General features: G+C 43.1%; 16 protein-coding genes. 10 read left to right on the forward strand and 6 right to left on the reverse strand.

Features of this window, described 5'->3' with window-relative positions:
* Window positions 1–88 precede the first annotated feature (88 nt).
* The 4 genes from AC0L13_RS06280 to AC0L13_RS06295 all read left to right on the forward strand — a co-directional run bounded on the left by AC0L13_RS06280 (window position 89) and on the right by AC0L13_RS06295 (window position 5,765).
* The gene (locus tag AC0L13_RS06280) at window positions 89–2,962 is read left to right on the forward strand and encodes a DNA translocase FtsK (RefSeq protein WP_473645072.1); all 2,874 of its coding nucleotides are present in this window, start codon (window positions 89–91) and stop codon (window positions 2,960–2,962) included.
* A 143-nt stretch (window positions 2,963–3,105) separates the two neighbouring features.
* Complete coding sequence (gene murC, locus AC0L13_RS06285; protein ID WP_473645074.1) at window positions 3,106–4,419, forward strand: UDP-N-acetylmuramate--L-alanine ligase; 1,314 nt, start codon at window positions 3,106–3,108, stop codon at window positions 4,417–4,419.
* Window positions 4,420–4,608: 189 nt separating this feature from the next.
* A complete protein-coding gene (locus AC0L13_RS06290) occupies window positions 4,609–5,094 on the forward strand; it encodes a DUF948 domain-containing protein (protein WP_473645076.1) in 486 nt (161 codons plus the stop codon).
* 32 nt (window positions 5,095–5,126) lie between these two features.
* On the forward strand, window positions 5,127–5,765 hold the full coding sequence (locus tag AC0L13_RS06295) for a YtxH domain-containing protein (RefSeq protein WP_473645079.1): 639 nt from the start codon (window positions 5,127–5,129) through the stop codon (window positions 5,763–5,765).
* A gap of 52 nt (window positions 5,766–5,817) precedes the next feature.
* On the opposite strand, the gene AC0L13_RS06300 is transcribed toward AC0L13_RS06295, so the two are convergent.
* On the reverse strand, window positions 5,818–7,965 hold the full coding sequence (locus AC0L13_RS06300; protein WP_473645081.1) for a cell division protein FtsA: 2,148 nt from the start codon (window positions 7,963–7,965) through the stop codon (window positions 5,818–5,820).
* Window positions 7,966–8,106: 141 nt separating this feature from the next.
* On the opposite strand from AC0L13_RS06300, the gene AC0L13_RS06305 reads away from it, so the two are divergent.
* The 3 genes from AC0L13_RS06305 (at window position 8,107) to AC0L13_RS06315 (ending at window position 11,762) form a co-directional block, all read left to right on the forward strand.
* Window positions 8,107–9,189, forward strand: coding sequence for a bifunctional 3-deoxy-7-phosphoheptulonate synthase/chorismate mutase (locus tag AC0L13_RS06305; protein WP_440501519.1), 1,083 nt, complete (start codon window positions 8,107–8,109; stop codon window positions 9,187–9,189).
* Window positions 9,190–9,302: 113 nt separating this feature from the next.
* On the forward strand, window positions 9,303–10,301 hold the full coding sequence (ccpA, locus tag AC0L13_RS06310; protein WP_473645083.1) for a catabolite control protein A: 999 nt from the start codon (window positions 9,303–9,305) through the stop codon (window positions 10,299–10,301).
* Window positions 10,302–10,434: 133 nt separating this feature from the next.
* Window positions 10,435–11,762 (forward strand): IS3 family transposase gene (locus tag AC0L13_RS06315; RefSeq protein ID WP_473645084.1). Its coding sequence is split into 2 segments (ribosomal slippage): window positions 10,435–10,813 and window positions 10,813–11,762, totalling 1,329 coding nucleotides; the frame shifts between segments, so codons are not numbered across the junction.
* 79 nt (window positions 11,763–11,841) lie between these two features.
* Here AC0L13_RS06315 and AC0L13_RS06320 read toward each other — a convergent pair.
* The 3 genes from AC0L13_RS06320 to AC0L13_RS06330 are packed head-to-tail and all read right to left on the reverse strand — an operon-like array spanning window position 11,842 to window position 14,291.
* On the reverse strand, window positions 11,842–12,996 hold the full coding sequence (locus AC0L13_RS06320) for an acetoin utilization protein AcuC (RefSeq protein WP_473645086.1): 1,155 nt from the start codon (window positions 12,994–12,996) through the stop codon (window positions 11,842–11,844).
* Window positions 12,996–13,643, reverse strand: coding sequence for an acetoin utilization AcuB family protein (locus AC0L13_RS06325; RefSeq protein ID WP_473645088.1), 648 nt, complete (start codon window positions 13,641–13,643; stop codon window positions 12,996–12,998). Before AC0L13_RS06325 ends, AC0L13_RS06320 begins: the two co-directional genes overlap by 1 nt.
* Before the next feature lie 15 nt (window positions 13,644–13,658).
* The gene (locus AC0L13_RS06330) at window positions 13,659–14,291 is read right to left on the reverse strand and encodes a GNAT family N-acetyltransferase (RefSeq protein WP_473645090.1); all 633 of its coding nucleotides are present in this window, start codon (window positions 14,289–14,291) and stop codon (window positions 13,659–13,661) included.
* Window positions 14,292–14,469: 178 nt separating this feature from the next.
* On the opposite strand from AC0L13_RS06330, the gene acsA reads away from it, so the two are divergent.
* Complete coding sequence (gene acsA / locus AC0L13_RS06335; RefSeq protein WP_473645091.1) at window positions 14,470–16,188, forward strand: acetate--CoA ligase; 1,719 nt, start codon at window positions 14,470–14,472, stop codon at window positions 16,186–16,188.
* A gap of 46 nt (window positions 16,189–16,234) precedes the next feature.
* On the opposite strand, the gene AC0L13_RS06340 is transcribed toward acsA, so the two are convergent.
* Complete coding sequence (locus tag AC0L13_RS06340) at window positions 16,235–19,207, reverse strand: transglycosylase domain-containing protein (protein WP_473645093.1); 2,973 nt, start codon at window positions 19,205–19,207, stop codon at window positions 16,235–16,237.
* 363 nt (window positions 19,208–19,570) lie between these two features.
* On the opposite strand from AC0L13_RS06340, the gene tyrS reads away from it, so the two are divergent.
* Window positions 19,571–20,836, forward strand: a complete 1,266-nt coding sequence (gene tyrS / locus AC0L13_RS06345; protein WP_473645095.1) for a tyrosine--tRNA ligase — start codon at window positions 19,571–19,573, stop codon at window positions 20,834–20,836.
* Window positions 20,837–21,049: 213 nt separating this feature from the next.
* On the opposite strand, the gene ku is transcribed toward tyrS, so the two are convergent.
* Window positions 21,050–21,877, reverse strand: coding sequence for a non-homologous end joining protein Ku (gene ku, locus AC0L13_RS06350; RefSeq protein WP_473645097.1), 828 nt, complete (start codon window positions 21,875–21,877; stop codon window positions 21,050–21,052).
* Window positions 21,878–21,985: 108 nt separating this feature from the next.
* Here ku and AC0L13_RS06355 point away from each other — a divergent pair, with 108 nt between their 5' ends.
* A complete protein-coding gene (locus AC0L13_RS06355) occupies window positions 21,986–23,827 on the forward strand; it encodes a DNA ligase D (RefSeq protein WP_473645098.1) in 1,842 nt (613 codons plus the stop codon).
* Window positions 23,828–23,861: the final 34 nt, after the last annotated feature.

Genomic DNA, 23,861 nt, shown 5'->3' on the forward strand with positions numbered 1-23,861 from the left:
GTACGTTTTTCTTATTTTGGCCATCTGATTGATTTAGTTGATGAAAACCTGCTAAAATAGAATGATCGACTTGAAAAGAGTGATAGATTTGACTTGGATTAAAAAAATGATGAATCGCATATTTGATACTGAAAAAAATGAAGAATTCGAAGAAGATTTTGATGATATTGAGCTGGAAGAAAGTAAAGAAGAAGTACGTCTCGAAAAGCCTGCATTTCGTTTTCCAATCATAACCGATGCTGAAATTTACGGATGGGAACCCGATCCGGAAAACGAACGAAAAAAAGCAGATAATTTAATTACGGATTTGGATAACGACGGCTTCGAACCTGTACCGTTATATAAAAATGAAAGATGGCCGGGTGGAAATGAAAAACCGAAAATTCACAGGGCGACTGCACCGTTAAAGTATCAAAATAAATACCAACCAGAACGGGAAATCATTCCGAAGCAAGCCCCGAAAAAAGAGACTGCCGTTGCAGAAGATAAAGAGGAAAGTAATTCGGCAATTATTCGGAAAAAGAGCAGCCGTCCATTCACGCCAACCGAGGTGCCGTCTCCGATTTATGGTTATTCAAGGCCGAAAGTAAATAAACTAGAATCACAGCCTGACCTAACAAAGGCGCAAGCTGTATCTGAAAAGGCATTTATTGAAAATGAAGCTGATTTCACTAGTGAGCAAACTATTGTGGAAGAAGAAATCCGCCGCATTGATTTGGAAGAACATGCACATACTGTAGATAAAGAAAAGTTGGCTGACGAAGTCGAAGAAACGACGCTAGCCGAATCGGCAGAAGAAGAGTTTGAGCCTATACCTCTGCCCACTGCCGAGGAAGAGCTAGAACTTGATTTACCTTCGAATGAAATAATCGAAGAAAAGCTTGAGCCTGACTATACAACGGCAACCCCAGCTGAGGAAGAACTCGAACAAATGGAATCAATAGCGTCATTAGCAGCAGAAGAAGAAGAGCTCGAGTCAACGGAAGCAATGGAATTACCAGTAGAAGAAGAGCTCGAGCCGACGGAAGCAATGGAATTACCATTAGAAGAAGAGCTCGAGTCGACGGAAGCAATGGAATTACCAGTAGAAGAAGAGCTCGAGCCGACGGAGGCAATGGAATTACCGGTAGAAGAAGATTTCGAGCTGACAGAAGTAACGGAATTACCGGTAGAGAAAGACTTCGAGGCAACTGAAGCTTCTGTATCAATTTCAGATGAAAAGTTTGAGTCCGACTATGCTATGGAGCAAAAAATTGATGGAGAGAATGAGCCGGCTCATTCTCCGGAAACGATAACTGACGAAGTGACTGTGCCTGAGCGAACGGAACAGAAAAAAGAAAAAATAGTGCCATTCAATGTCATTATGCTGAAAAATGATAAACTGAAATACGAGGAACGGGAAAAAAGAATAACCAATTACTCCAGCATTGATTCCACAAATAATAATATCGAAAGAACAGATGCTATTAAAACGGAATCAAAACAAGTTTCAGTTGAAATGGATGATGCTCCTGAAGAGATGGAAGAACAACCTTATTATGCATTCCCTTCAAAAGGCTTTCTTATTCAGCCTGAAGAGCATATAGAAGATACGGATTGGCTTCAGTCTCAGTCTGAAAAGCTGGAAGAGGCGCTGTCCTATTTTGCAGTACAGGCGAATGTCATTGAAGCGGTGCAAGGCCCAACCGTCACGAGATTCGAATTGACGGTAGGCCACGGAACAAAAGTGAGTAAAGTCCGTAATCTAACTGATGATCTTAAATTAGCGCTAGCAGCGGAGGATATCCGAATTCAAGCGCCGATTCCAGGGACCAGCTCCATCGGCATTGAAATCCCGAACCGGAAGCCAAGAGCGGTCCGGATTTCGGAAGTGATTGAAACGAAACGCTTTCAAGATTCCGAATCTCCATTAGAAGCAGTCTTAGGACTTAGCTTGACGGGTGAGCCGGTAACATTGGATTTACGGAAGATGCCACATGGGATGATTGCGGGAGCGACCGGATCTGGTAAATCAGTGTGCATCAATTCAATTTTAATTAGTTTATTGTATAAAGCGTCACCTGCAGATTTAAAGATGCTGCTCATCGACCCAAAAATGGTGGAACTTGCTCCATTCAATGGCATTCCGCATTTATTGAGTCCTGTCATAACCGACGTGAAAGCTGCGACTGCGGCACTGAAATGGGCGGTCGGTGAAATGGAGCGCCGTTATGAACTATTTGCTCATGTCGGAGCGAGAAATATTGAACGATATAATGAAATGGCAGAGAAGGACCGCAAGTTTTCTTTGAAACTGCCTTATTTACTCATTGTTATTGACGAGCTTGCGGATTTGATGATGATGGCCCCTGCGGATGTGGAAGTTTCCATCAGCCGAATCACCCAAAAAGCAAGAGCATGCGGAATCCATCTGATCATTGCGACACAAAGGCCATCCGTCGACGTCATCACTGGAACAATCAAGGCAAATGTCCCGACCCGTATCGCATTTTCAGTTTCCTCTCAGATTGATTCTCGCACGATCATTGATACACCAGGAGCTGAACGGCTACTTGGGAAAGGTGATATGCTATATCTCGGAAACGGTCAATCCTCTGCGATGCGGTTACAAGGTACATTTGTCACGGATGCCGAAATTGAACGTATAATAGAACACGTTCAGAACGAAGCAGAACCGAATTATTTGTTCGGTCAAGAGGATTTATTGGCGAACACGATGGAAGAAGAGGAATCTGATCCTTTATTTGCCAATGCTTGCAAGTTCATAATCGAGCAAGGCAGTGCTTCTACATCCTTATTGCAACGCAACTTTAGCATTGGCTATAATCGCGCAGCAAAATTGATGGACCGCATGGAAAAACTAGGTTTCATTTCCGAGCAAAGAGGAAGCAAGGCGCGGGAAGTTTATTTGACGGAAAGCGAACTTAACCATTTTTTAAACGGCAATGAGAAAACTGTTTAAGTGTGAAAAATACAAAAGACGATTCGTTAGAAATGGAATTGGGAATAGAGAATACTAAAAAAGAATGGGGGATTAGCCGTTAAAATAGTTTTCGGCTGATGTTCCAGAATGTGGGAACAGTTTTGATCCCGGGAGGTTGCATTATGACATTGTACCATTTTACAGGAATCAAAGGATCGGGGATGAGTTCCCTAGCACAGATCCTGCATGATTCATCTTATGCAGTACAAGGCTCTGATGTGGAGAAATATTTCTTTACGGAAGATCCGTTACATGATAGAAAAATAACCATCTTACCTTTTGATGAAAATAATATTAAGCCTGGGATGACGGTTATTGCCGGGAATGCGTTCCCCGACAGTCATCCTGAAATTGTAAAAGCCCATGAATTAGGCGTAGAAGTAATACGCTACCATGAATTTTTGGGTAACTATATGGAAAAATTCGTTTCAGTCGGTATTACGGGGTCCCATGGAAAGACATCGACAACGGGACTGTTGGCACATGTCTTGTCCGGAAATGCCCCAACATCTTATTTGATTGGGGACGGCACGGGCAAGGGTGTCGAGGATAGCGAGTACTTTGTTTTTGAAGCTTGTGAATACAAACGCCATTTCCTTGCCTATGAGCCTGACTATGCGATCATGACGAATATCGATTTTGATCATCCGGACTATTTTAAAGATCTTGATGATGTAATGGATGCATTTGGCCAAATGGCATTACACGTGAAGAAAGCAATTATTGCTTGCGGGGATGACATTCATTTGCAACAAATCAAAGCGAATGTTCCTGTTGTCTATTATGGCTTTGATGAAGTGAATGACTTCTCTGCAAAGAATATAGTGAAATCGGAGAAGGGTGCGTCATTTGATGTGTATGTGCGGAATGAGTTTTTCCATACATTCACAATCGCGTTGGCGGGTGACCATGGAATTTTGAATTCATTAGGCGTCATTGCATTATGCCACTATGAAGGAATTCCGGTTGCAGGCATTGAAGCGAGATTGGCGACGTTTAATGGTGTGAAAAGACGATTTACCATAACAGAGTCTTACGGTAGAACAATCGTTGACGATTATGCCCACCATCCGACGGAAATCAAGGCGACATTGCAATCTGCAAGGCAGAAGTATCCTAATAAAGAAATCATTGCGATTTTCCAACCGCATACGTTTACAAGGACAGCAGCATTGCTTGAGCAATTTGCAGATAGTCTTTCAGGGGCCGACCACGTCTATTTATGTGATATTTTTGGCTCCGCCAGGGAGAAATCAGGCAATTTGTCGATTGACGATCTTGTCGGTAAAATCCCGGGAGCAAAACATCTCGAATTGGATAATATCGACGTGCTCGATGTACACGGAAACGCAGTTTACCTATTCATGGGCGCGGGCGATATTCAAAAGTATTTGAACGTCTTCGCTGAACATACTAAAAAAGAAGAAACAGCTTGATCCCCACGGGTCAGCTGTTTTTTACATTTTTACATATAAATCTTTATCACAATATCCAGAAATAATTTATTTCGGAAAAAATGAAGGAGATTTGAAAAGAATGTCGAAAAAGGTTAGAGTAGGCGGCGTTTATTTACCTCATGTAAAGGGTAAAATTATTTATGGATGTTTATCGGGAGGAGGATTGCCATGGAAGTATTACTGTATATTGCTGCCATAGTGGCTGCAATCGCATTTTTGATTTTATGCATTAGCCTTGCAATGACATTAGGTTCATTGAAAACAACATTACGAAGCGTTTCCGAAACATTGAATGGCTTGACGAACCAGTTGGAAGGGGTAACGTCGGAAACGACTGAACTTCTTCATAAGACAAATGCCCTTGCCGAGGATATTCAACAGAAATCCGAAAAATTGAACACTGTTGTTGATGCAGTGAAAGGGGTAGGGGACTCTGTCAGCAATTTAAATAGTTCAGTTCGCCGAGTCACCAATTCTATCACTGTCGAAGCCGAGAAGAACAGTGATAAAATAGCCCAAATTGTTCAATGGAGCAACGTCGCATTCGGCATCATCGGTAAAGTGAAAGATATGAAAACGGAAAAATCATCAGGATGGACTGTTTATAAAGCAGACTCGAGTCAAAAAAGGCTGCCTAGTCCGGATGGACGTTAATAACCGGAAAAAATCATAACGGAGGGATTCACATGACTGAAAAACTAAAACCGAACTATAACGATGCTCATTTTGATCACCAATATTACGGAAACCAAGAATATAAAAATACTTTTGGTGAACCATCCCAATTGCCCGTCAGCTATCCATACCGTTCTAATACAGACGATTTCTATGATGAAGACAATTCCGGTGCAGGGAGCTTCTTATTAGGTGCTCTCGTAGGAGGAGTTATCGGAGCGGCTGCTGCATTGTTCCTTGCGCCAAAAACAGGCAGGGAAATGCGCGATGATTTTTCGGAGCAAGCTGTACAGCTTAAAAATAAAGGTATTGAATTGAGTGCTGTTGCGAAGGATAAAGCGACGGAAATCACCTCAGTTGCGAAGGAAAAGACGGATGGCCTGACAAAAACGATTCAAGAACAATCTGGACAACTCGTAGATAAAGTGAAATCGATGGCGAATAAGACTTCGGTTCCTATGGATGATGGAACAGCCTCTTCTGAAGGTGAAGAAGCAATCGATTTTGTCTCGACTTCAACGGAAAAGGATAAAAATGCCGTTGAGGATCAATCGACGAAGAACAGCAATGTTTCCTATGACAACAGTGAGAATATCGGACAAGAAAAGAATGTAAATCAAAATCATATTTCAGTTGAAAAAGAAAAGTGAAATGAAAAGCCAGGCAGCCCTTATTCGGTGCCTGGCTTTTAGTATGATTTTTTTAGGAGTCGAACTTAATCTCTAATGCATCCCCGCTGAAAATCGGATCATTGAAGCCGATCGGTTCTCCATTGCGCAGCAATTGATAGGAAGTGGATGCTGTCTTCGGCAAAGTATAGTCAATGAAAAGGAAAACATCGCTGAACAAAAACGATCTGCTAGGAGCTTCTGCCAGTGTTAGACGATCCCCTGGACGAACAATCTCAGAAACATCCGCTTGCTTGCCGTTCAATAAAATAGCTGACCCGCTGCTTGCCATCGTCACGGGCTTTCCGTTGAATGTAATCGCTGTCGTTTGAGCCGGATGATTCAAAGAAGAAACGACTTCGCCAACGGTTGGTGGATTTTGAATACCTAACCTGACCTCATCCCCATCGTTCAATAGCTGCTCAGGTGAGGCAGGCATATTGCCGATGAAAAACTGAGTTGTCCATTTTTCCAGTAGCGTTCTTTTATTGTTCACGTATATTTCAAATGGCTCAATAGTTTCAATACCGAGTTGCGAGAGGACTTCATTCAGTTTCGTAATGTAGGAATAACTTATTTGATCCCTATCATGCACGATTGTATCAAGATCAACTGGAATGCCGTTGCATTCAATACGTGGTACGATTGTATGTTTACTTTCATTGATCGTCACCTCGATTGGAGAAATTTCACCAATTAAATCTCGAATGGTTGCTGATGCATCATTCCCGTCCCTTCCAGGCTCGAGTTTAATTTCATCCCCGTTTGAAATGAAATCTTTCGTACTTGCAGGACTTCCATTCAACAATATCGTGGATGATCTGCCATGTTCTCCGGGAATTGTCATAAGGCTCCCGTTCAATGTAACTGACATTCCCATACCAGGTTTTCCGTACAGTTGTCTCGCTTTAATATTTGCTGCAAGCAATGCGTCACCGACCGTCATTTCTTTTAACTCAAATAAGCGTATCGTTTTTTCGTTCACCATAACAGACATATAATGGATAGGTGCTCTTCTCGCTGCAATCGCAATGCCGATTGGCGTGACGAGGGCAGGTGTCGAAATAATCCCATCCGACAAAGTGACTTCTGACAATGCATCCAGCCCACGTATACCTACCCGATTTTCCGGTAAATCAAGTCGGCTGCTCAATTCCTTTGTTAAATGAGGTGTGAGGCTGCCTCCGCCGACAACCATGACAGCTTGAGGTGATTTACTGTTATTAAGTCTTTTGATTTCTTCTGCGATGCTCGTCGCCAGCTTTTCGATAGAAGGCTTAATGGCGGCAATAACTTCTGAAGAAGGCACTTGCTGTTCAAATCCGAGAATATCAGTAATTGCAATTGTTTCGTCTGTTGCAAGAGAGCGTTTTGCGAGTTCAGCTACCGGAAAATCGAGAAGGTAGTTGTTGCTGAGCGCTTCTGTAATTTCATCCCCAGCAATCGGAACCATGCCGTACGAGACGACTGTATTATTATTCGTTATCGCAATATCCGATGTTCCTGCGCCGATATCGACGAGCGCCACATTCAACCGGCGCATGGAAGGCGGAATGAGAACATTAATGGCGGCAATCGGTTCGAGCGTCAATGCTTCCATCTCGAGTTCAGCCCGTTTTAATGCAGATAGAAGCGATTCGACGACGACGCGAGGAAGGAATGTTGCAATGACTTCGGCTGTTGCGGTCCTACCGGCTTGATCGATCAGACTGCCGATTTCATCTCCATCCAGCTTGTAATGAAGAACTGAATAGCCGACACAATAATAATAGTCATCAGCGGCAGATGCAGAAGATAATAATTTTTGTTGTGCTTGTTGTACAGCGGCTAATTCAAGCCGGTTAATATCTTCTGAAGTGAAAAGCGGTTTCCCTGCAATATCGATCGTCATGGAGCCTTCCATCGTTTTCAGCGCTCGTCCTGCGGCGGCGACACTTACTTTTTTCAGCGCCCCATGGCGTTCTTCCAGAATGGCTTTGATTTCAGATATGACTGTTGCGACGCTTACAATATTATGTATTTGCCCGTCAATCATCGAGCGTTCCTTATGTTCAATTGTGACGAGATCGGCAACGTGATAAATACCGTCCTGTTCGGTCAGAATGATGCCTACGACAGAACGAGTTCCAATATCGAGTGCAAAAAGTTTGTTCGACAGAATAATACACCTCTTTTTCGTCAAATACTAACGAAATTAAACAATTTATAAAAATGACGTGACTTTTCAAATACTTTTCATTATACTAAGGACTATTATATAAAAATGTAACATAGAATTCCCACTTCGAAAAGGGAATGATGTGTACGGGGAGGAGACATAATGATGAGACAAAATGATTTAGATCAGCTTAGAGGTCAAGTAGATGAGTTAAATACTAAAATTTTGGACTTGATCAATGAACGTACAGCGGTTGTCCAAGAAATTGGCAGAGTGAAAGAAAAGCAAGGTGTCAACAGATATGATCCGATCCGTGAAAGGGAAATGCTTAACGCATTAGTCCAATCGAATAATGGCCCGATTCCAAACGGAGTTCTAGAACAAATTTTCAAAGGGATTTTCATGTCAGCATTGGAAATTCAAGAAGATGAGCAACGCAATGCATTGCTTGTATCCCGTGAACGCAAGCCGGAAGATACAATTGTAGACGTCAATGGACAAAAAATCGGTAATGGGGAACCGACATTTGTATTCGGTCCTTGTGCCGTTGAATCATATGAACAAGTTCTTGCGGTTGCACAATCCATCAAGGCAAAAGGTTTGACAATGATGAGGGGCGGCGCGTACAAACCGCGTACTTCACCTTATGATTTCCAAGGACTTGGCCTAGAAGGATTGAAAATTTTGAAACGTGTAGCCGATGAAACTGGCTTATCGATCGTGACGGAAATCATTACGCCTTCCCATTTGGAAGAGGCTCTTGATTATATCGATGTTATCCAAATCGGGGCACGCAATATGCAGAACTTTGAATTGTTGAAGGAAGCAGGCATGGTGAATAAACCTGTCCTCCTGAAACGTGGATTGGCAGCTACAATTGATGAATTCATCAACGCAGCTGAATATATCATTTCTAAAGGCAATAGCCAAATTATGCTTTGTGAGCGCGGAATCCGTACATATGAACGGGCGACACGTAACACATTGGACATTTCTGCAGTTCCAATTTTAAAACAGGAGACACATTTACCAGTATTCGTTGACGTCACTCACTCAACAGGCAGAAAAGATTTATTGCTGCCAACTGCAAAAGCGGCAATTGCGGTAGGTGCGGACGGAGTTATGGCAGAAGTGCATCCTGATCCAGCTGTTGCTCTATCCGATTCTGCACAGCAAATGGATATTAAACAATTCGATGAGTTCTACGCGGAAATTCAAAGATTTATGAATACCCATCAAACTGTCTAAGCAAGGGTTGTTATTTTAATTATTCTATAAACAACGCCGGACCTTTAAAGGATCCGGTGTTTTGTTTATAATGAAGGTAAGCGAATACATACGGATGGGAAGGAGATTCGTCAATGGCAGTTACTATATATGATGTAGCACGGGAAGCGAATGTTTCCATGGCTACAGTTTCACGTGTTGTAAACGGAAATCAGAACGTAAAACCGGCAACACGAAAAAAGGTGCTTGAATGCATCGAGCGCCTCGGTTATCGTCCGAACGCTGTGGCGAGAGGTCTTGCGAGTAAAAAGACGACAACAGTCGGCGTTATCGTTCCGGATATTTCAAAAAGCTATTATGCCGAACTTTCCCGAGGAATTGCGGATATTGCGACGATGTATGAATACAATATCATCTTGTCCAATTCAGATAAACGGGCGACGAGGGAAGTGGAGCTCTTAGAAGACCATCTCGGCAAACAGGTTGATGGACTTATTTTCATGAGCGATTCGCTTTCAGAGGAAATTCGATCAGAAATGGCAACAGCGAATGTGCCAATTGTTTTGGCAGGTACATTAGGAACTGAAACGGATTTGCCGACGGTGAACATAGACCATGAAGAAGCTGCATATGAAGCAGTGAGGAAATTGATTGAAAATGGACATAAACGTATCGCACATGTGAGCGGACCGATGTCCAGAGACATCAATCGATTGTGTAAAAAGGTTGGATATGAAAGGGCATTGAAGGAAGCAGGTCTTCCGATCATTGAGGAATATTTCATTGAAACTGATAATACGTATGATGACGCTTATGAAAAGTGGTCCATTATACGAAACCTTGAAGAGCAGCCGACTGCCATTTTTGCCGGCAATGATGAAATTGCAGTAGGTGTTTTAAATGGAATTAGAGATGACGGCTTTTCAGTGCCGGATGACTTCGAATTGATCTGTTTCCAGCATACGTTGCTGTCGCGTGCAGTAAGGCCACAATTGACGGCTATCATCGTTCCGCTGTATGACTTAGGGGCGGTTTCGATGCGTCTGTTGACGAAGCTGATGAATGGTGAGGAAGTCGACGATATAAATGTGATTTTGCCGTATCATAAGGAAGAACGTCAATCGACGAAATGAAAAAAGCTGTTCCGCGAGATTTGAACTGAACCCCAAATGGTAGACACTTTTAAAAAAGTGACCCCATTTGGGGTTTTTTCTGTCTAAAAGCCTAGGTATACTAAAAATAACTATCCTGACAGGAGTGTTTTCAATGAGTAAAATAATTTTCAATGAACACCAACGTAGACTATTAGAAGCTAATCCAAATGTGAATTCAGTTTCGGATCGTTCTATTCAATATAAGCCAGAGTTTAAAATAATAGCTGTCAAAGAGAATCTGAGCGGTAAAGGTCCTTCTCAAATTTTTATTGAAAATGGATTTGACTTAGAAATGATTGGTACGAAGAAAGCTAAAGAATCACTTAGTCGTTGGAGAAGAACATATAAGCTTCACGGTGAAGAGGGATTTTTTGAGGAGCGCCGTGGAAAAGGAAGTACTGGGCGTCCATCAACTAAAGGAGTATCTCCTGAGAAAAAACTTGAAAAAGCTGAAGCACGAATTAAATATCTTGAAGCTGAGATCGAGTTGTTAAAAAAGCTAGAGGAACTAGAGAGGCAGGCGAGGAAGTAATACTGACATCCGGTGAGAAATATCAGGTGATTAATGAAGTGATTCGTAAATTTCAATTAAAGAGGTTCACAGCTCACCTGTGTAGAGTGGCAAAAGTACATCGAAGTGGTTACTATGCATGGCTAGAAAAGTCGGAGAGTCATGCCATCCGCGAGGAAAACGACTATCAAGATTACCTGTTACTTAAATGTGTTTATGATGCATTCAAGGGGAAAATCGGCTATCGAGGCTTCTATATGGCGTTAGAGGAGTTACTGGAGACCCCTATGAATCATAAGAAGATCCTTCGTTTAATGCGTAAGTTTAATCTCTTTGCCAAAATACGAAGAAAAAATCCTTATAGAAATATAGCTCAGGCTACTCAAGAACACCGTACGGTACCAAACCTCTTGAATCGACAATTCACTCAAGATGAACCGGGCAAGATTTTCGTCACAGACATTACTTATCTCCAAATGAAAACTGGACAGACTGCTTATCTTTCCTGTGTAAAGGATGTAGCTAGCCGTGAAATAATCGCTTATGAACTTTCGGTAAGCTTAAGTATGGGAATTGTATATCGAACCTTAAGGAAGCTAAAGGAAGCATTAGACGGAAATGTCCATCCAGAGGCGATGATTCATTCTGATCAAGGTTTTCACTATACGCATCCAGAATACCAAGCACGTGTTAAAGCAATGCAACTCACACAATCCATGTCCCGAAGGGGGAATTGTTTGGACAACGCACCTATCGAATCATTTTTTGGTCATTTTAAGGACGATGTAGACTACAAGGAAGCATCCAGTCTGTTAGAGTTAAAAATAATGGTAGATGAATATATGGGACACTACAACTCCACGCGCAAACAATGGGATTTAAAAAAGATGACTCCGGAACAATACCGAAGTCATCTCTTAGCTGCATAGATTAAAACGTTGTTTTTTTAAACTGTCCATTATATGGGGCTCAGTTCAATTATCCGGAACAGCTTTTTTCATTTGAGATTTATTGCTGACTTCGCACGATATGTAACGCGCGTTCAAGCATTTGAGCATTCTTCTCCATAATTTCCGCTTTTCTTGGAATAGGCTCGTACAGCGGATTTGGATCTTCCCACGTTTCAATGAAAGGTACAGGGGAATCAGCTTGCCAAGCAGTCAGCCATTGTTCGGGCAGTCTTCCTGCAGGCGCAGGATACTGCTTCATGGCGAGCCAAATATGCGACCATGCCCTTGGAACGACACGCCAAATATCATAACCTCCGCCGCCAACAGCAATCCAGCGTCCCTCACAATAACGCTCGGCAATTTCACGTGCCATCCGTGGTATTTGTTCATAAATCTTCATCGTTCCGTACAAATGGGTAAGGGGATCGAAAAAGTGTGCATCGGCTCCGTTTTGTGTCAATATTACATCCGGCTTGAAATAAGCGGCGACTTCTTCAATGGCGGTTTTGTAAATTTCAAGAAATGACTCGTCCTCTGTAAAAGCATCTATCGGGAAATTGAAAGAAGTCCCATAACCTTCTCCGTTTCCTCGTTCGTTTATAGCTCCTGTTCCAGGGAAAAGGTATCTCCCTGTTTCATGAATGGAGAGTGTGCAGACGTTTGGATCGTCGTAAAAAGTCCATTGGACACCGTCGCCGTGATGTGCGTCGGTATCGATATAAAGCACACGGGCACCGTATTTCTTTTGGATATATTTTATGGCGACAGAGCTGTCGTTGTAGACGCAGAAGCCTGAAGCTTTTCCTTGGAATCCATGATGGAGCCCTCCTCCCAAATTCAAAGCGTATTTCGCCCTTCCTTCCATTACTTCATCGACAGCTGTCAATGTCCCTCCAACAAGCATAGCACTCGCTTCGTGCATATGCGGGAAAATGGGGGTGTCTTCTGTTCCAATGCCATAAACGGAGCCGACGTCTTCACTAATAAGTCCCTTGCCCGCCCTTTTGACGATGTCGATGAACTTCGGGTCATGCACTAATAATAATTCCTCATCAGTCGCAGATCGCGGTATAACAATGTCTTCATCGGATATGGCACCGCTTTTCTTCAATAGATCCAGCGTCAAAACAATCCTCTTTTGATTGAATGGGTGGGTATCCGAAAACGAATAGCCAAGTTGTTCCTTGGAATAAATAAATACAGCATCTTTCATCATAGGTCAATGCCAGGTACATTCGGCCAAAGGACTTCAAATCCATTGTTTCGCAAGCCATCTATGACATTGAGCGGATTCATCGTCTTCACACGAATGACAAGAATTTTATTATTTTCATTTTCCTTATCAGGATAAACAAGAACACTTAGCACATTCAATTTATGCTCATGGAACACTTTGGACACTTCAAAAAGGATGCCGGGTATATTGGGAACACGGACTTCGATCTGGGAACCGGGCTGATGAACCCCGGTCAATTCGATATACTTATATAGTAGGTCCGTCTCTGTAATGATGCCGACAAGTTTGCCGCCTGTGACGATGGGAAGACAGCCGATGCGGTTATCGTAAAAAATGACAGCCGCTTCTTCTACAAAATCCATCGGATGTCCGCTAATTGGGTTTTTCGTCATAATTTTAGAAAGTGGCGTTTTGTAAACGGTTACATGGCATGAATCAGAATAAAGGGAAGGAACGACATCTTTCAAATCACGGTCTGTTACGACGCCGACAAGCCCTTTATCTTCGGTTATAATTGGTAAATGCCTGATCTTTTTCTCTTGCATGATCAACAAAGCGTCGTTTACAGTATGGTCCGGTGAAAGGGAGATGACGTCCCTTTTCATAATCTCTTCAATTAGCACTAGAATATCCTCCCATCAATACATGAATCGGTTCATGAAACGAAGACTGTCGAATTGTTGAATCGATTCCTGATCCACTCGTTTTCCGATTCTTGCCATAAGGCAATTAGCCGGATGTGAGCTAATTTCCGGATCATCGGTTGCGTAATATTCCAACCCGCCAACGTTCATCATCTTTTCCATAACTTTTCGGTATTCCCATACATTCAATTTCGTTCCTTTTAAATCCCAATGCCAATAGTACTCTGTTGTAATTATAATATAATCTTCCATTGCATCGTCCATCATGGACACTTCAAGCAATGCCTTTCCGACTCCGCCGCCTCGATATTTAGGAATTACTTCGATTGCTCCTAGCTCAATGAAATTCTCCATCTTGCCTTTCGACCATCTTTCTAGAGGGTCTGGATACAAGTACGTAACATAACCGACAATTTCATTCATGTCGCGTACGATAAGTATCCGTCCTTCCGGGAGATCGGCGATTTCAATCAGTGCTTTATGCTGCTGTTCAGGCGGTCTGAAAGCAATTAAATCGTTATGGAACTCAAGGTTTGCCAATTCTTTTCCAGGAATTGGGCCTTCAATTACGAGGTCGCCATTCTTATGTTTAACTTCCATCGCATTATACGTTTTCTTATGCTCCAAACTTATCACCGTCCTACAAATAAATAGACCTTATACATAGTATACAACAATTATATATGAGGTAGAGAACTTATAAGCAACAATTAAACGACAATACTAAAAATATCAATTTATTAGCAAATAAAGAAATGATAATGTAGAATAAGAGAGGTAAATGTTTCACGAAAGGGTGATAGGAATGGAGATTAACATTTTACCTGTAATGCAGGGGGATTATCAATTACAGGATTATGACCAAACAGCGAAGGATTTCAAATGGTCTGACGTAGAGAAGGAGTTCAGCTGGCATGAGACCGGGCTTATCAACATTGCGCACGAAGCTGTAGATCGTCATGCGAATTCCTATCGGAAAAACAAAGTTGCACTCTTCTACAAAGATGCGGTACGCAAGGAAGCGTATACTTACAATGAAATGAAAAGAATGTCCAATAAAGCTGCAAATGTATTGACGAACCATTCGACATTGGAAAAAGGGGACCGCTTATTCGTTTTCATGCCACGTTCTCCTGAATTGTATTTCGCGATACTCGGCGCATTGAAGATGGGGACAATCGTCGGGCCGCTATTCGAAGCATTCATGGAAGGTGCAGTCTATGATAGACTATCAGACAGTGAAGCAAAAGCGATTGTGACGACACCGGAATTATTGGACAGGATACCAGTAGACAAATTGCCTCACTTGAAAACAATCTTTCTAGTCGGCGAAAATATTAAAGAAGATGATAAGTATATAGATTTCCTTAAGCATTTCAAAAATTCGTCACCATACTTCAAAGTGGAATGGATGGATCGAGAATCTCCAACATTGCTTCACTATACATCCGGATCTACAGGAAAACCGAAAGGCGTTCTGCATGTGCAGGAGGCGATGGTGCAGCAATTACAGACGGCACGTTGGGTAATGGACTTAAAAGATGAAGATGTTTTTTGGTGTACGGCGGATCCGGGTTGGGTTACAGGGACTGCATATGGTATTTTCGGACCGATGCTTGCTGGTGCGACATCACTAATAGTCGGTGGAAGATTTTCTACAGATAGTTGGTACGGAGCTATCCAAGAGTATGGAGTAACGGTTTGGTACAGTGCGCCGACAGCATTCAGGATGTTGATGGGAGCTGGTGCGGGACCTTTAGAAAAATACGATTTATCTTCATTGCGCCATATTCTATCAGTCGGTGAACCGTTGAACCCTGAAGTTATCCGTTGGGGAATGGAAGTGTTTAAGCTTCGCATCCACGATACTTGGTGGATGACAGAAACTGGTGCGCAAACGATCTGTAACTTCGGATCTTTGCCGATTAAAATGGGCTCCATGGGCAAAGCAGTGCCGGGGATCGAAGCCGCGATTGTCGATGACCGAGGGCAAGTATTGCCGCCGAACCGGATGGGCAACTTAGCGATTAAAAAAGGCTGGCCAGCTATGATGAGGCAAATTTGGAATAACCCAGAGAAATATGATTCGTATTTCTTAAATGATGAATGGTATGTTTCCGGAGATTCCGCCTATATGGACGAGGACGGCTATTTCTTCTTCCAAGGACGGGTTGATGACGTCATCATGACAAGCGGCGAACGTGTAGGACCGTTTGAAGTGGAAAGCAAGCTATTAGAGCATCCGGCGATTGTCGAGGCGGGGGTTATCGGAAAGCCCGACCCGGTCCGTGGTGAAATCATTAAGGCGTTTGACGCACTTCATGAAGGATATGAACCGACGGATGAGCTCGAAGAGGAAATTAAACAATTCGTTAAAAAGGAACTTGCGGCACATGCAGCCCCAAGGGAAATTGAATTCAAGGATAAGCTTCCGAAGACGAGAAGCGGAAAAATCATGCGCCGTGTACTAAAAGCATGGGAACTGAACTTGCCGACAGGCGACTTATCGACGATGGAAGATTAAATGAATATAACAAAAGGGACTCCCGGTTGTGGGAGTCCCTTTCTACTTAATCATCGTCTTCATTATCGCCGTCTGAAGGAGGTTTATTACCTCCTCCGTTGTTGCCATTACCGTTACTACCATTGTTCCCGTTATTTCCGCCGTTATTCTCGTTTCCATTAGTGCCGTCACCGTTTTCATCGCCATCGCCTTCATTTCCTGGAGGTGTCGGCGGTGAATTCTCATCATCTGGCGTTTCTGTTTGTGGCGGTTCCGGGTTATCGACAATTACGATATTGGATCCTCCGGATAATAGTCCGGTAATATCAACGGCTCTTACATAGTAATCGCCTGGGCCGACATCTAACGAATTTGCTGATCCGTCAATAACTGTTGCAATCCGATCATTGTTCCGATACACGTAATAGCCGATTACATCATTGGAAGGGGAATCAGACCAAACCAATGTCGAACCGCTAAGAGAGGCGCTAACTCCTCCCGGTGCTGCATCGTCGGCTGGGAAAGTCGCTCCCGATACGACGCTTGAAGCAAACACAGACATGGATGGGAACAGCTTCGAAGCATCACCGCCCCAAGGTCCGAGCATCCGGTCAATGAACGCCTGGTTAACCCCTGTTCCTCCTGAAACGATAAATTCAGCAGGTGTTGAAGGGAGCGCCATGTAACGGCTGCCTTTCACGGAGACATAGGAAGCATTGATAATGCTGTCATCCGGTTCTGTAGGCAACATTACTTTTGAATTGAACAGATCAGACCTAACCAATCCAGCGGATGTACATGCAGCTGATGGGGCCAATCCTGAAATTCCACAAAACGCTTTCGAAACGACTCCTTCTGGTTGTTTGAAGGTGCTGCCTGCTCCGACGATATCGGGTTTTATTTCATTCACTTTATTCATCAATCTTCCGAAGAGCATTGTCGTCCGGGTTGTCGGATGCATCGCGCCGGATTTTCGGGTGTACAATTTACGCTTTTGATCCTTATAGCCAAACCAGAGGCCCATCGAGACGTTCGGATTGTACCCGACTAGCCAAGCGTCGCCGTATCCGTTCGTCGTCCCGGTTTTTGCTGCCAAATCGGTTTTGAAATTCATGAATCCAGGCAATTGCTGTCCTGTTCCGCCAGGTTTTATAACATCTCTGAGCATATCTGTTACGATATACGAAGTTTCAGGGCTGAACACATCAACAGGTTCAATCTTGTGTTCATACACGACATTTCCAGACATGTCTTCGATTCGTTCAATGATGTAAGACTGTATGAACTTGCCGCCATTCGCGAAAGTGGCGAATGCGTTTGTATTTTCTTCAACGCTGACTCCTACATCCATTCCACCATATGAAACGGATAGATGGACGTAATCCCCCTTCGTGAGTTTGGTGAAGTTCATCTTCTCAAGAAACTCTGCTGGCCGTCGATCCACGATTTCCTTGTAAAGTCTTGCTGTCGGTAAGTTGAGGGATTCAGCTAACGCCTGCCTGGCTGGGATAATTCCGTTTTCCACGTTAGCATTATAGTTCGTTGGCGCCCAAATTGTTCCGTTGTCTGGCACTTCGAATTTTACGTCGACGACAGGGCTTCCTGCACCGATTACCCCATATTCAATTGCTGGAGCATAGACGAGAAGCGGTTTCATGGAGGATCCGTTTTGCCTGAAAGCTCTTGTCGCATGATTAGTGTTCTCAAGATTATGGTCGCGTCCTCCGACAAATGAGAGGATTCGGCCTGTCTTGTTTTCGATCATAATAGCTCCGACTTGTACAGGGTCATCTTTCATAATGACTTCGCCTGTGCTGATATCCTTTTCCTCACGTGTGTAAGTGAATCCGTAGTTCTCAAATTCCTCTGCGACTTTATTCATTCCGTCGTAAAGATCTTTATCTACTGTCGAATAAATCCGGTACCCTCCCGTGCGCATGTCGCGCTCCGCTAAGATGCGGTATTTTTCTGCGAGTTTTTTCTCTTCTTCTAGACGTTCCGCATCAATACCATCTTTCTCAGCGAGAATCCCGGCTAAAATGTCCTTCGTGCGTTCTTGGATTTCTTGGGTCAAATATGGATATCTCTCGGTTGCGCGTTCCGTCTTTTCGCGAAAGTCTTTTGTAATATCGTAAGCGATCGCTTCTTCATATTGCTTTTCGGTAATATAGCCGGTTTCCTTCATACGGAAAAGGACCGTTTTCATCCTGTCGATTCCGGGCTTGATATTTTCTTCCTTCTTCAAGCCGCCGCCGTAATAGTTGCTCAGGAAAGGGGTATATGCAAACGGTGCTTGAGGAATTCCTGCGATATATGCCGCTTGGGGAAGATTGAGTTCTTTTGCCTTCACGCCAAAAATACCTTCAGCGGCAGTTTCGATTCCTGCAATATTTTGTCCCATGGCATTTCTTCCATATGGAATGATATTTAAATAGGCTTCTAGAATCTCATCTTTATCCATGAAATGTTCAAGCCGCATGGCGAGAAGGATTTCTTTCGCTTTCCGCTCATAAGAAACTTCATTCGTGAGAATCTGATTTTTGATCAGCTGTTGGGTGAGGGTCGAGCCACCCGTCTGGCTGGATGAATTCGTCACGTCTTGGAACAGTCCGCGGAAAATCGCTTTCGGGACAATTCCATCATGTGTTTCAAAATACTCGTCTTCCGTTGCGAGAACTGCATCAATGACGAAAGGAGAAACATCTTTCAATGTCGTTTCTTTCCGTTCGATATCTGCACTAACTTTCCCTAAATATATGTCGTTGGCAAAGTAGATTTCCGAAGTCTCTTCGTAATTGAAGATATCTCCTCGCATTTCAGTTTTCGAACGGAGCGGTTCTTTCGCGACTAATGATGCGAAATAACCTGCACCGACGGAGGCTGCAAAAACACCTAATGTCAGACCGAAGACGAGGAAGAGGAGAAAGAGATTCCAAATTACTCCTGATGTGATACGGACTCCCTTTGCCCATCCCTTTTTCTTCAATGATTCAAATTTTTCTTCTATAAGATCTATCCTGTTTTTACGTTTTTCGCGCAAGTTTTCATCCCCCCTAAAATCTTTCCTATTATAGCACATTTCGTGCAAATCAATAGAAAATGTTTGACAAAACGATATTTTAGACTACAATAAGGTTTAAATCATTTTTCACATGGTGAGAAAGCCGGAGTAGGAACGGTCGATCCGTATAGAGAGGCAGCGGTTGGTGGAAGCTGTCCGGTACATCGTTTACGAATTACAGCTTTGGAGTGTGACGCGTACGCGGCGATAATGCGTCTTAAAGCGGAGAATTTATATGTTCTCAAGCCGGGTGGTACCGCGTTATTTGACTATGTGTCTAACGTCCCTGCATGATTCGATTGAATCGTGTAGGGGCTTTTTCAATTTATAGGAGGGATTTTGATGAAAAGCGCATTGCTGGAAGACTTGAAATGGAGAGGCCTTCTGTATCAGCAAACTGATGAGGAAGGTCTTGAAAAGGTATTGAATGAGGAAAAGATTTCATTATATTGCGGCGTCGACCCGACGGCGGACAGCTTGCATATCGGTCATATTGTTCCTTTTCTGACGCTTCGCCGTTTTCAGCAACACGGCCACCGTCCTATCGTTCTGGTGGGCGGAGCAACCGGCATGATTGGGGATCCTTCCTTCAAGGCGGACGAGCGGCAGCTTCTGTCAGATGAGCAAATTACGAAAAACGTGGCGGGCATCCGCGGACAATTGAAGCACATCTTTGATTTCGAAAGTGAAAACGGTGCTATCTTAGTTAACAATAAAGACTGGTTCGGGGAAATGTCTGCCATCAGCTTCCTTCGAGACTATGGAAAGCTGTTAAGCATCAACTATATGCTCGCAAAAGAGAATGTTGCATCCCGTCTGGAAACGGGCATCTCCTTCACGGAATTCACGTATATGCTCATCCAAGGTGCCGACTTCAATCATTTGTATGACAATTACGGCTGCCGTGTACAAATTGGCGGATCCGACCAGTGGGGCAATATTACGACAGGTCTTGAAATTATCCGGAAAACGCATGAGGAAGAGACGAAAGCGTTCGGCATTACAATTCCTCTCGTTACAAAAGCGGACGGTACGAAATTCGGTAAAACAGCTGGTGGATCCGTTTGGCTGGATGCAGCAAAAACATCCCCTTATGAATTCTACCAATTTTGGATCAACACAGCTGACGCTGATGTTATCAAGTATTTGAAAATATTCACATTCATGGACCGTGAAGAGATCGAGGCGCTAGAAGTTTCCGTACAGGAAGAACCGCATTTACGCAAAGCGCAGCAAGCACTTGCTGAAGAAATGATGCGTCTCATCCACGGTGAGGAAGCACTCGACCAAGCAATCCGCATTTCGAAAGCGTTATTCAGCGGAGACTTGAAAGCATTGACTGTTGAGGAAATGAAAGACGCATTCAAAGATGTACCGACGTCCGAAGTGGATAAGGCAGATAAGAATATCGTCGATTTCATCGTCGAAGCTGGCGTGTCTTCTTCTAAACGCCAAGCACGTGAAGATGTGACAAACGGTGCGATTTCGTTGAACGGAGAAAAGGTAACGGACCTCGCATACGAAGTTACTGCAACTGATCGTCTAGATGACGCGTTCACAATCGTTCGTAGAGGGAAGAAAAATTATAAAATGGTGAGATTCATCTAATGCAAAAAGGCCATCCTTTAAACGGGGAATGGCCTTTTTGTATAGGTGGAAAGTCAGAGTCGGTGGTAAACAATCTAAAGTCTGTCGCAAATTGCCGAGTCGGTGATAAACTCTCAAGAGTCGGTGATAAAATGCATCGAGTCGGTGATAACATCTCGAGAGTCTGTGATAAACCATTACGAATCGGTGATAACACGTCTTCCGGGAAGCTTTTTACGCTTTCATCTTCGCTGGTGTCTTTTTCCGTGGCGCCGGCTTCTTCTTTTTCGTCTTATCGAGCGATGCTTGCAATGCTGCCATCAAATCGTTTGTATTCGAAGGAGAAATCGCTGGCTTCTCCGTCTTGGCAACGGTCGTATTGCCCGCTTTCTTCTCTTCGATTAATTCCATAAGAGCCGTTCGATACTCGTCCGTATATTTATCGGGATCGAATGCGGTCGTCAGTTGATCGACTAGCAAAAGCGCGGTATCAAGCTCTTTTTTCACGACGGTATCTTCATCTGGAATATTCGGTACCTCTCCCACATTTCGCACTTCATCGGGGAAATGAATTGTTTCCATCAACAAAGCGTCTTTATAAACTCGTACTACCGCCAGCTGCTCCTTCGAACGAATGATTATTTTGGCAACACCGATTTTGCCGGATTCCTTCAAAGCTTTCCGCAATAGAGCGTATGCCTTTCCGCCGTTTGCATCAGGAGCCATGAAATAGCTCCTTTCGAAATAAATCGGGTCAATTTCCTCCAACTTTACAAAATCAATGATTTCAACAGCTTTATCTTCATTTTCCTTCTTCAGCTTTTCGAGATCTTCATCATCGAGAACGACAAACTTGTTTTTTGTGTACTCATACGCTTTAACGATCTCTTCGTTTTTCACTTCTTTATCACAAATCGGGCATACTTTTTGATAGCTGATCGGGGAATGGCATTCCTTGTGAAGTTGGCGCAATTTAATATCATTGTTTTCAGTAGCCGTATGAAGCTTGATTGGAATATTGACAAGACCGAAACTGATGCTGCCTTTCCAAATCGTATGCAATGAAATCACCTGCTTTTATTTTTAGTATGGAAAGCTGACGCATTCCTATGTATACGAAATAAGTTCCGTCAAACAATAAGGATAATACATAAAACTTGGAGCGATCAGATGAAACCGATGCTAATGATGGATGCAGATGAAGTGCCAGTAGGGAAAGATTGGCTATACGAAGCAAAATATGACGGATTCAGAGCAATTCTTCAATGGGATAAAAAAGGAATACAGCTGTTCAGCAGAAATGAAAAATTACTGAACGATATGTTTCCGGAAATAATTGAGGAATGTCGCTGCATCGAAAATTTGATAGAGCCTTTTCTGCCCATCACATTTGACGGTGAATTGGTCTGCTTGCAAAACGATTTCAGAAGTGAATTTTCCATCGTGCAAACGAGAGGGCGTATGCGAAAGAAAGATGTGATTGAACAGCACTCAACAATATTCCCTTGCCAATATATCGTATTCGATCTGTTGATCCTCAAAGGAAAGAATTTGACCGAAGCTGCGCTTGAAAAGAGAAAGGCACAGTTGAAGAAATGTTTTGAACAACTGGAGTTGCCCGTTAAAGTTCATTATCATGACGAAAGTTTAATTCGGTTGGTAGAAACGTTTACAGATGAAAAAGAATTGTGGAAGCAGATTTCGCTGAACAACGGAGAAGGGATAATCGCCAAGCGGAAGAAAAGTATTTGGAGCAATGAAAAACGGACGAATCAATGGCTAAAGGTGAAAAATTGGAGACTAGTTACAGTCATTATAACGAAGTTCGAGCAAGTCAATGGGTTCTTTACAGGCGCTGTCTATAAGGATAAACAGTTAATTGAAATTGTGACGTTCAAGCACGGATTGTCAGAAGAAGAAATGAAGACGCTAAGCGAATTGTTTCTCGCAAACGGTCAAAACATTGGAGATTCTATTTTTGAAATCACGCCTTCTATTTGTGCAAACATTAATTGTATCAGCTTTGATGGAAAGCATTTACGCGAACCACGTTTCCATTCCTTTCAATTTCATATGAATGCTGAAGAATGCCAATGGCGCCATATGCTGCGACAGCTGAATCCGATTCCTGAAAAAGTCCAAATTACGCATCCTGACAAACCGGTTTGGCCGAAAGTGGGCTTGGAGAAGGATGACTACTTGCTTTATTTGCAAATGGCTGCGCCTTATATGCTCAAATTTCTAGAAGAACGACATTTAACCTTAATCCGTTTTCCGCATGGTGTCCCAGGTGAGAAGTTTTATCAGAAAAGCGTTCCAGATTATGCCCCCGAATTTGTAAAAACATCAAGAGATGAGGATATTGACTATATCGTCTGTAATGACATTACGACATTGCTATGGCTAGGGAACCAGCTTGCACTCGAATACCACATTCCTTTCCAAACGATTCATACGAATATGCCGACGGAGATCGTTTTCGATTTGGATCCACCATCAGTAGATGAATTTTCACTATCCGTAGAAGCTGCAGTACGGATGAAAGCAATATTCGAACAGTTCCAGCTAAAATCATTCGTTAAAACATCAGGTGGAAAGGGGCTGCAAGTATATATTCCGCTTCCATTCAACAAATTCACCTATGAAGATACCCGCGTCTTCACCAAATTCATCGCTGATTTCCTCTGCGACCAAGAGCCGCAATGGTTCACGACAGAACGCCTGAAAAAGAACAGGGGAAACAAACTTTACTTGGACTATGTGCAACACCATGAAGGTAAAACAATCGTTGCCCCTTATTCGCCTAGAGGAAACGAACTTGCAACAGTCGCTACCCCGTTAAATTGGGATGAAGTAGGGACATCGTTGAGACCGGCGTTATTTACAATCAATAGCGTAATGGGACGTATGAAAACAATTGGTGATCCTTTTAGGGAATTTAGAAAAGTGGGGGATGCGCAGCCGTTTGCCGTTGTTCTTGAACAGTTGAAACAGTTGTTAAAGGAAAAATAGCACCCTTGCCGTAAATTGTTTACAAAAAGCAGAA

Source organism: Sporosarcina sp. QA0331 (assembly GCF_055808055.1).

What these genes read in the sequence shown, in the direction of transcription:
- tyrS (WP_473645095.1), top strand. Translation starts at nt 19,571, where the DNA reads ATGAAAAGCGCATTGCTGGAAGACTTGAAATGGAGAGGCCTTCTGTAT.
- AC0L13_RS06290 (WP_473645076.1), top strand. Translation starts at nt 4,609, where the DNA reads ATGGAAGTATTACTGTATATTGCTGCCATAGTGGCTGCAATCGCATTT.
- murC (WP_473645074.1), top strand. Translation starts at nt 3,106, where the DNA reads ATGACATTGTACCATTTTACAGGAATCAAAGGATCGGGGATGAGTTCC.
- AC0L13_RS06320 (WP_473645086.1), bottom strand. Translation starts at nt 12,996, where the DNA reads ATGAAAGATGCTGTATTTATTTATTCCAAGGAACAACTTGGCTATTCG.
- ccpA (WP_473645083.1), top strand. Translation starts at nt 9,303, where the DNA reads ATGGCAGTTACTATATATGATGTAGCACGGGAAGCGAATGTTTCCATG.
- AC0L13_RS06295 (WP_473645079.1), top strand. Translation starts at nt 5,127, where the DNA reads ATGACTGAAAAACTAAAACCGAACTATAACGATGCTCATTTTGATCAC.
- AC0L13_RS06355 (WP_473645098.1), top strand. Translation starts at nt 21,986, where the DNA reads ATGAAACCGATGCTAATGATGGATGCAGATGAAGTGCCAGTAGGGAAA.
- AC0L13_RS06305 (WP_440501519.1), top strand. Translation starts at nt 8,107, where the DNA reads ATGAGACAAAATGATTTAGATCAGCTTAGAGGTCAAGTAGATGAGTTA.
- acsA (WP_473645091.1), top strand. Translation starts at nt 14,470, where the DNA reads ATGGAGATTAACATTTTACCTGTAATGCAGGGGGATTATCAATTACAG.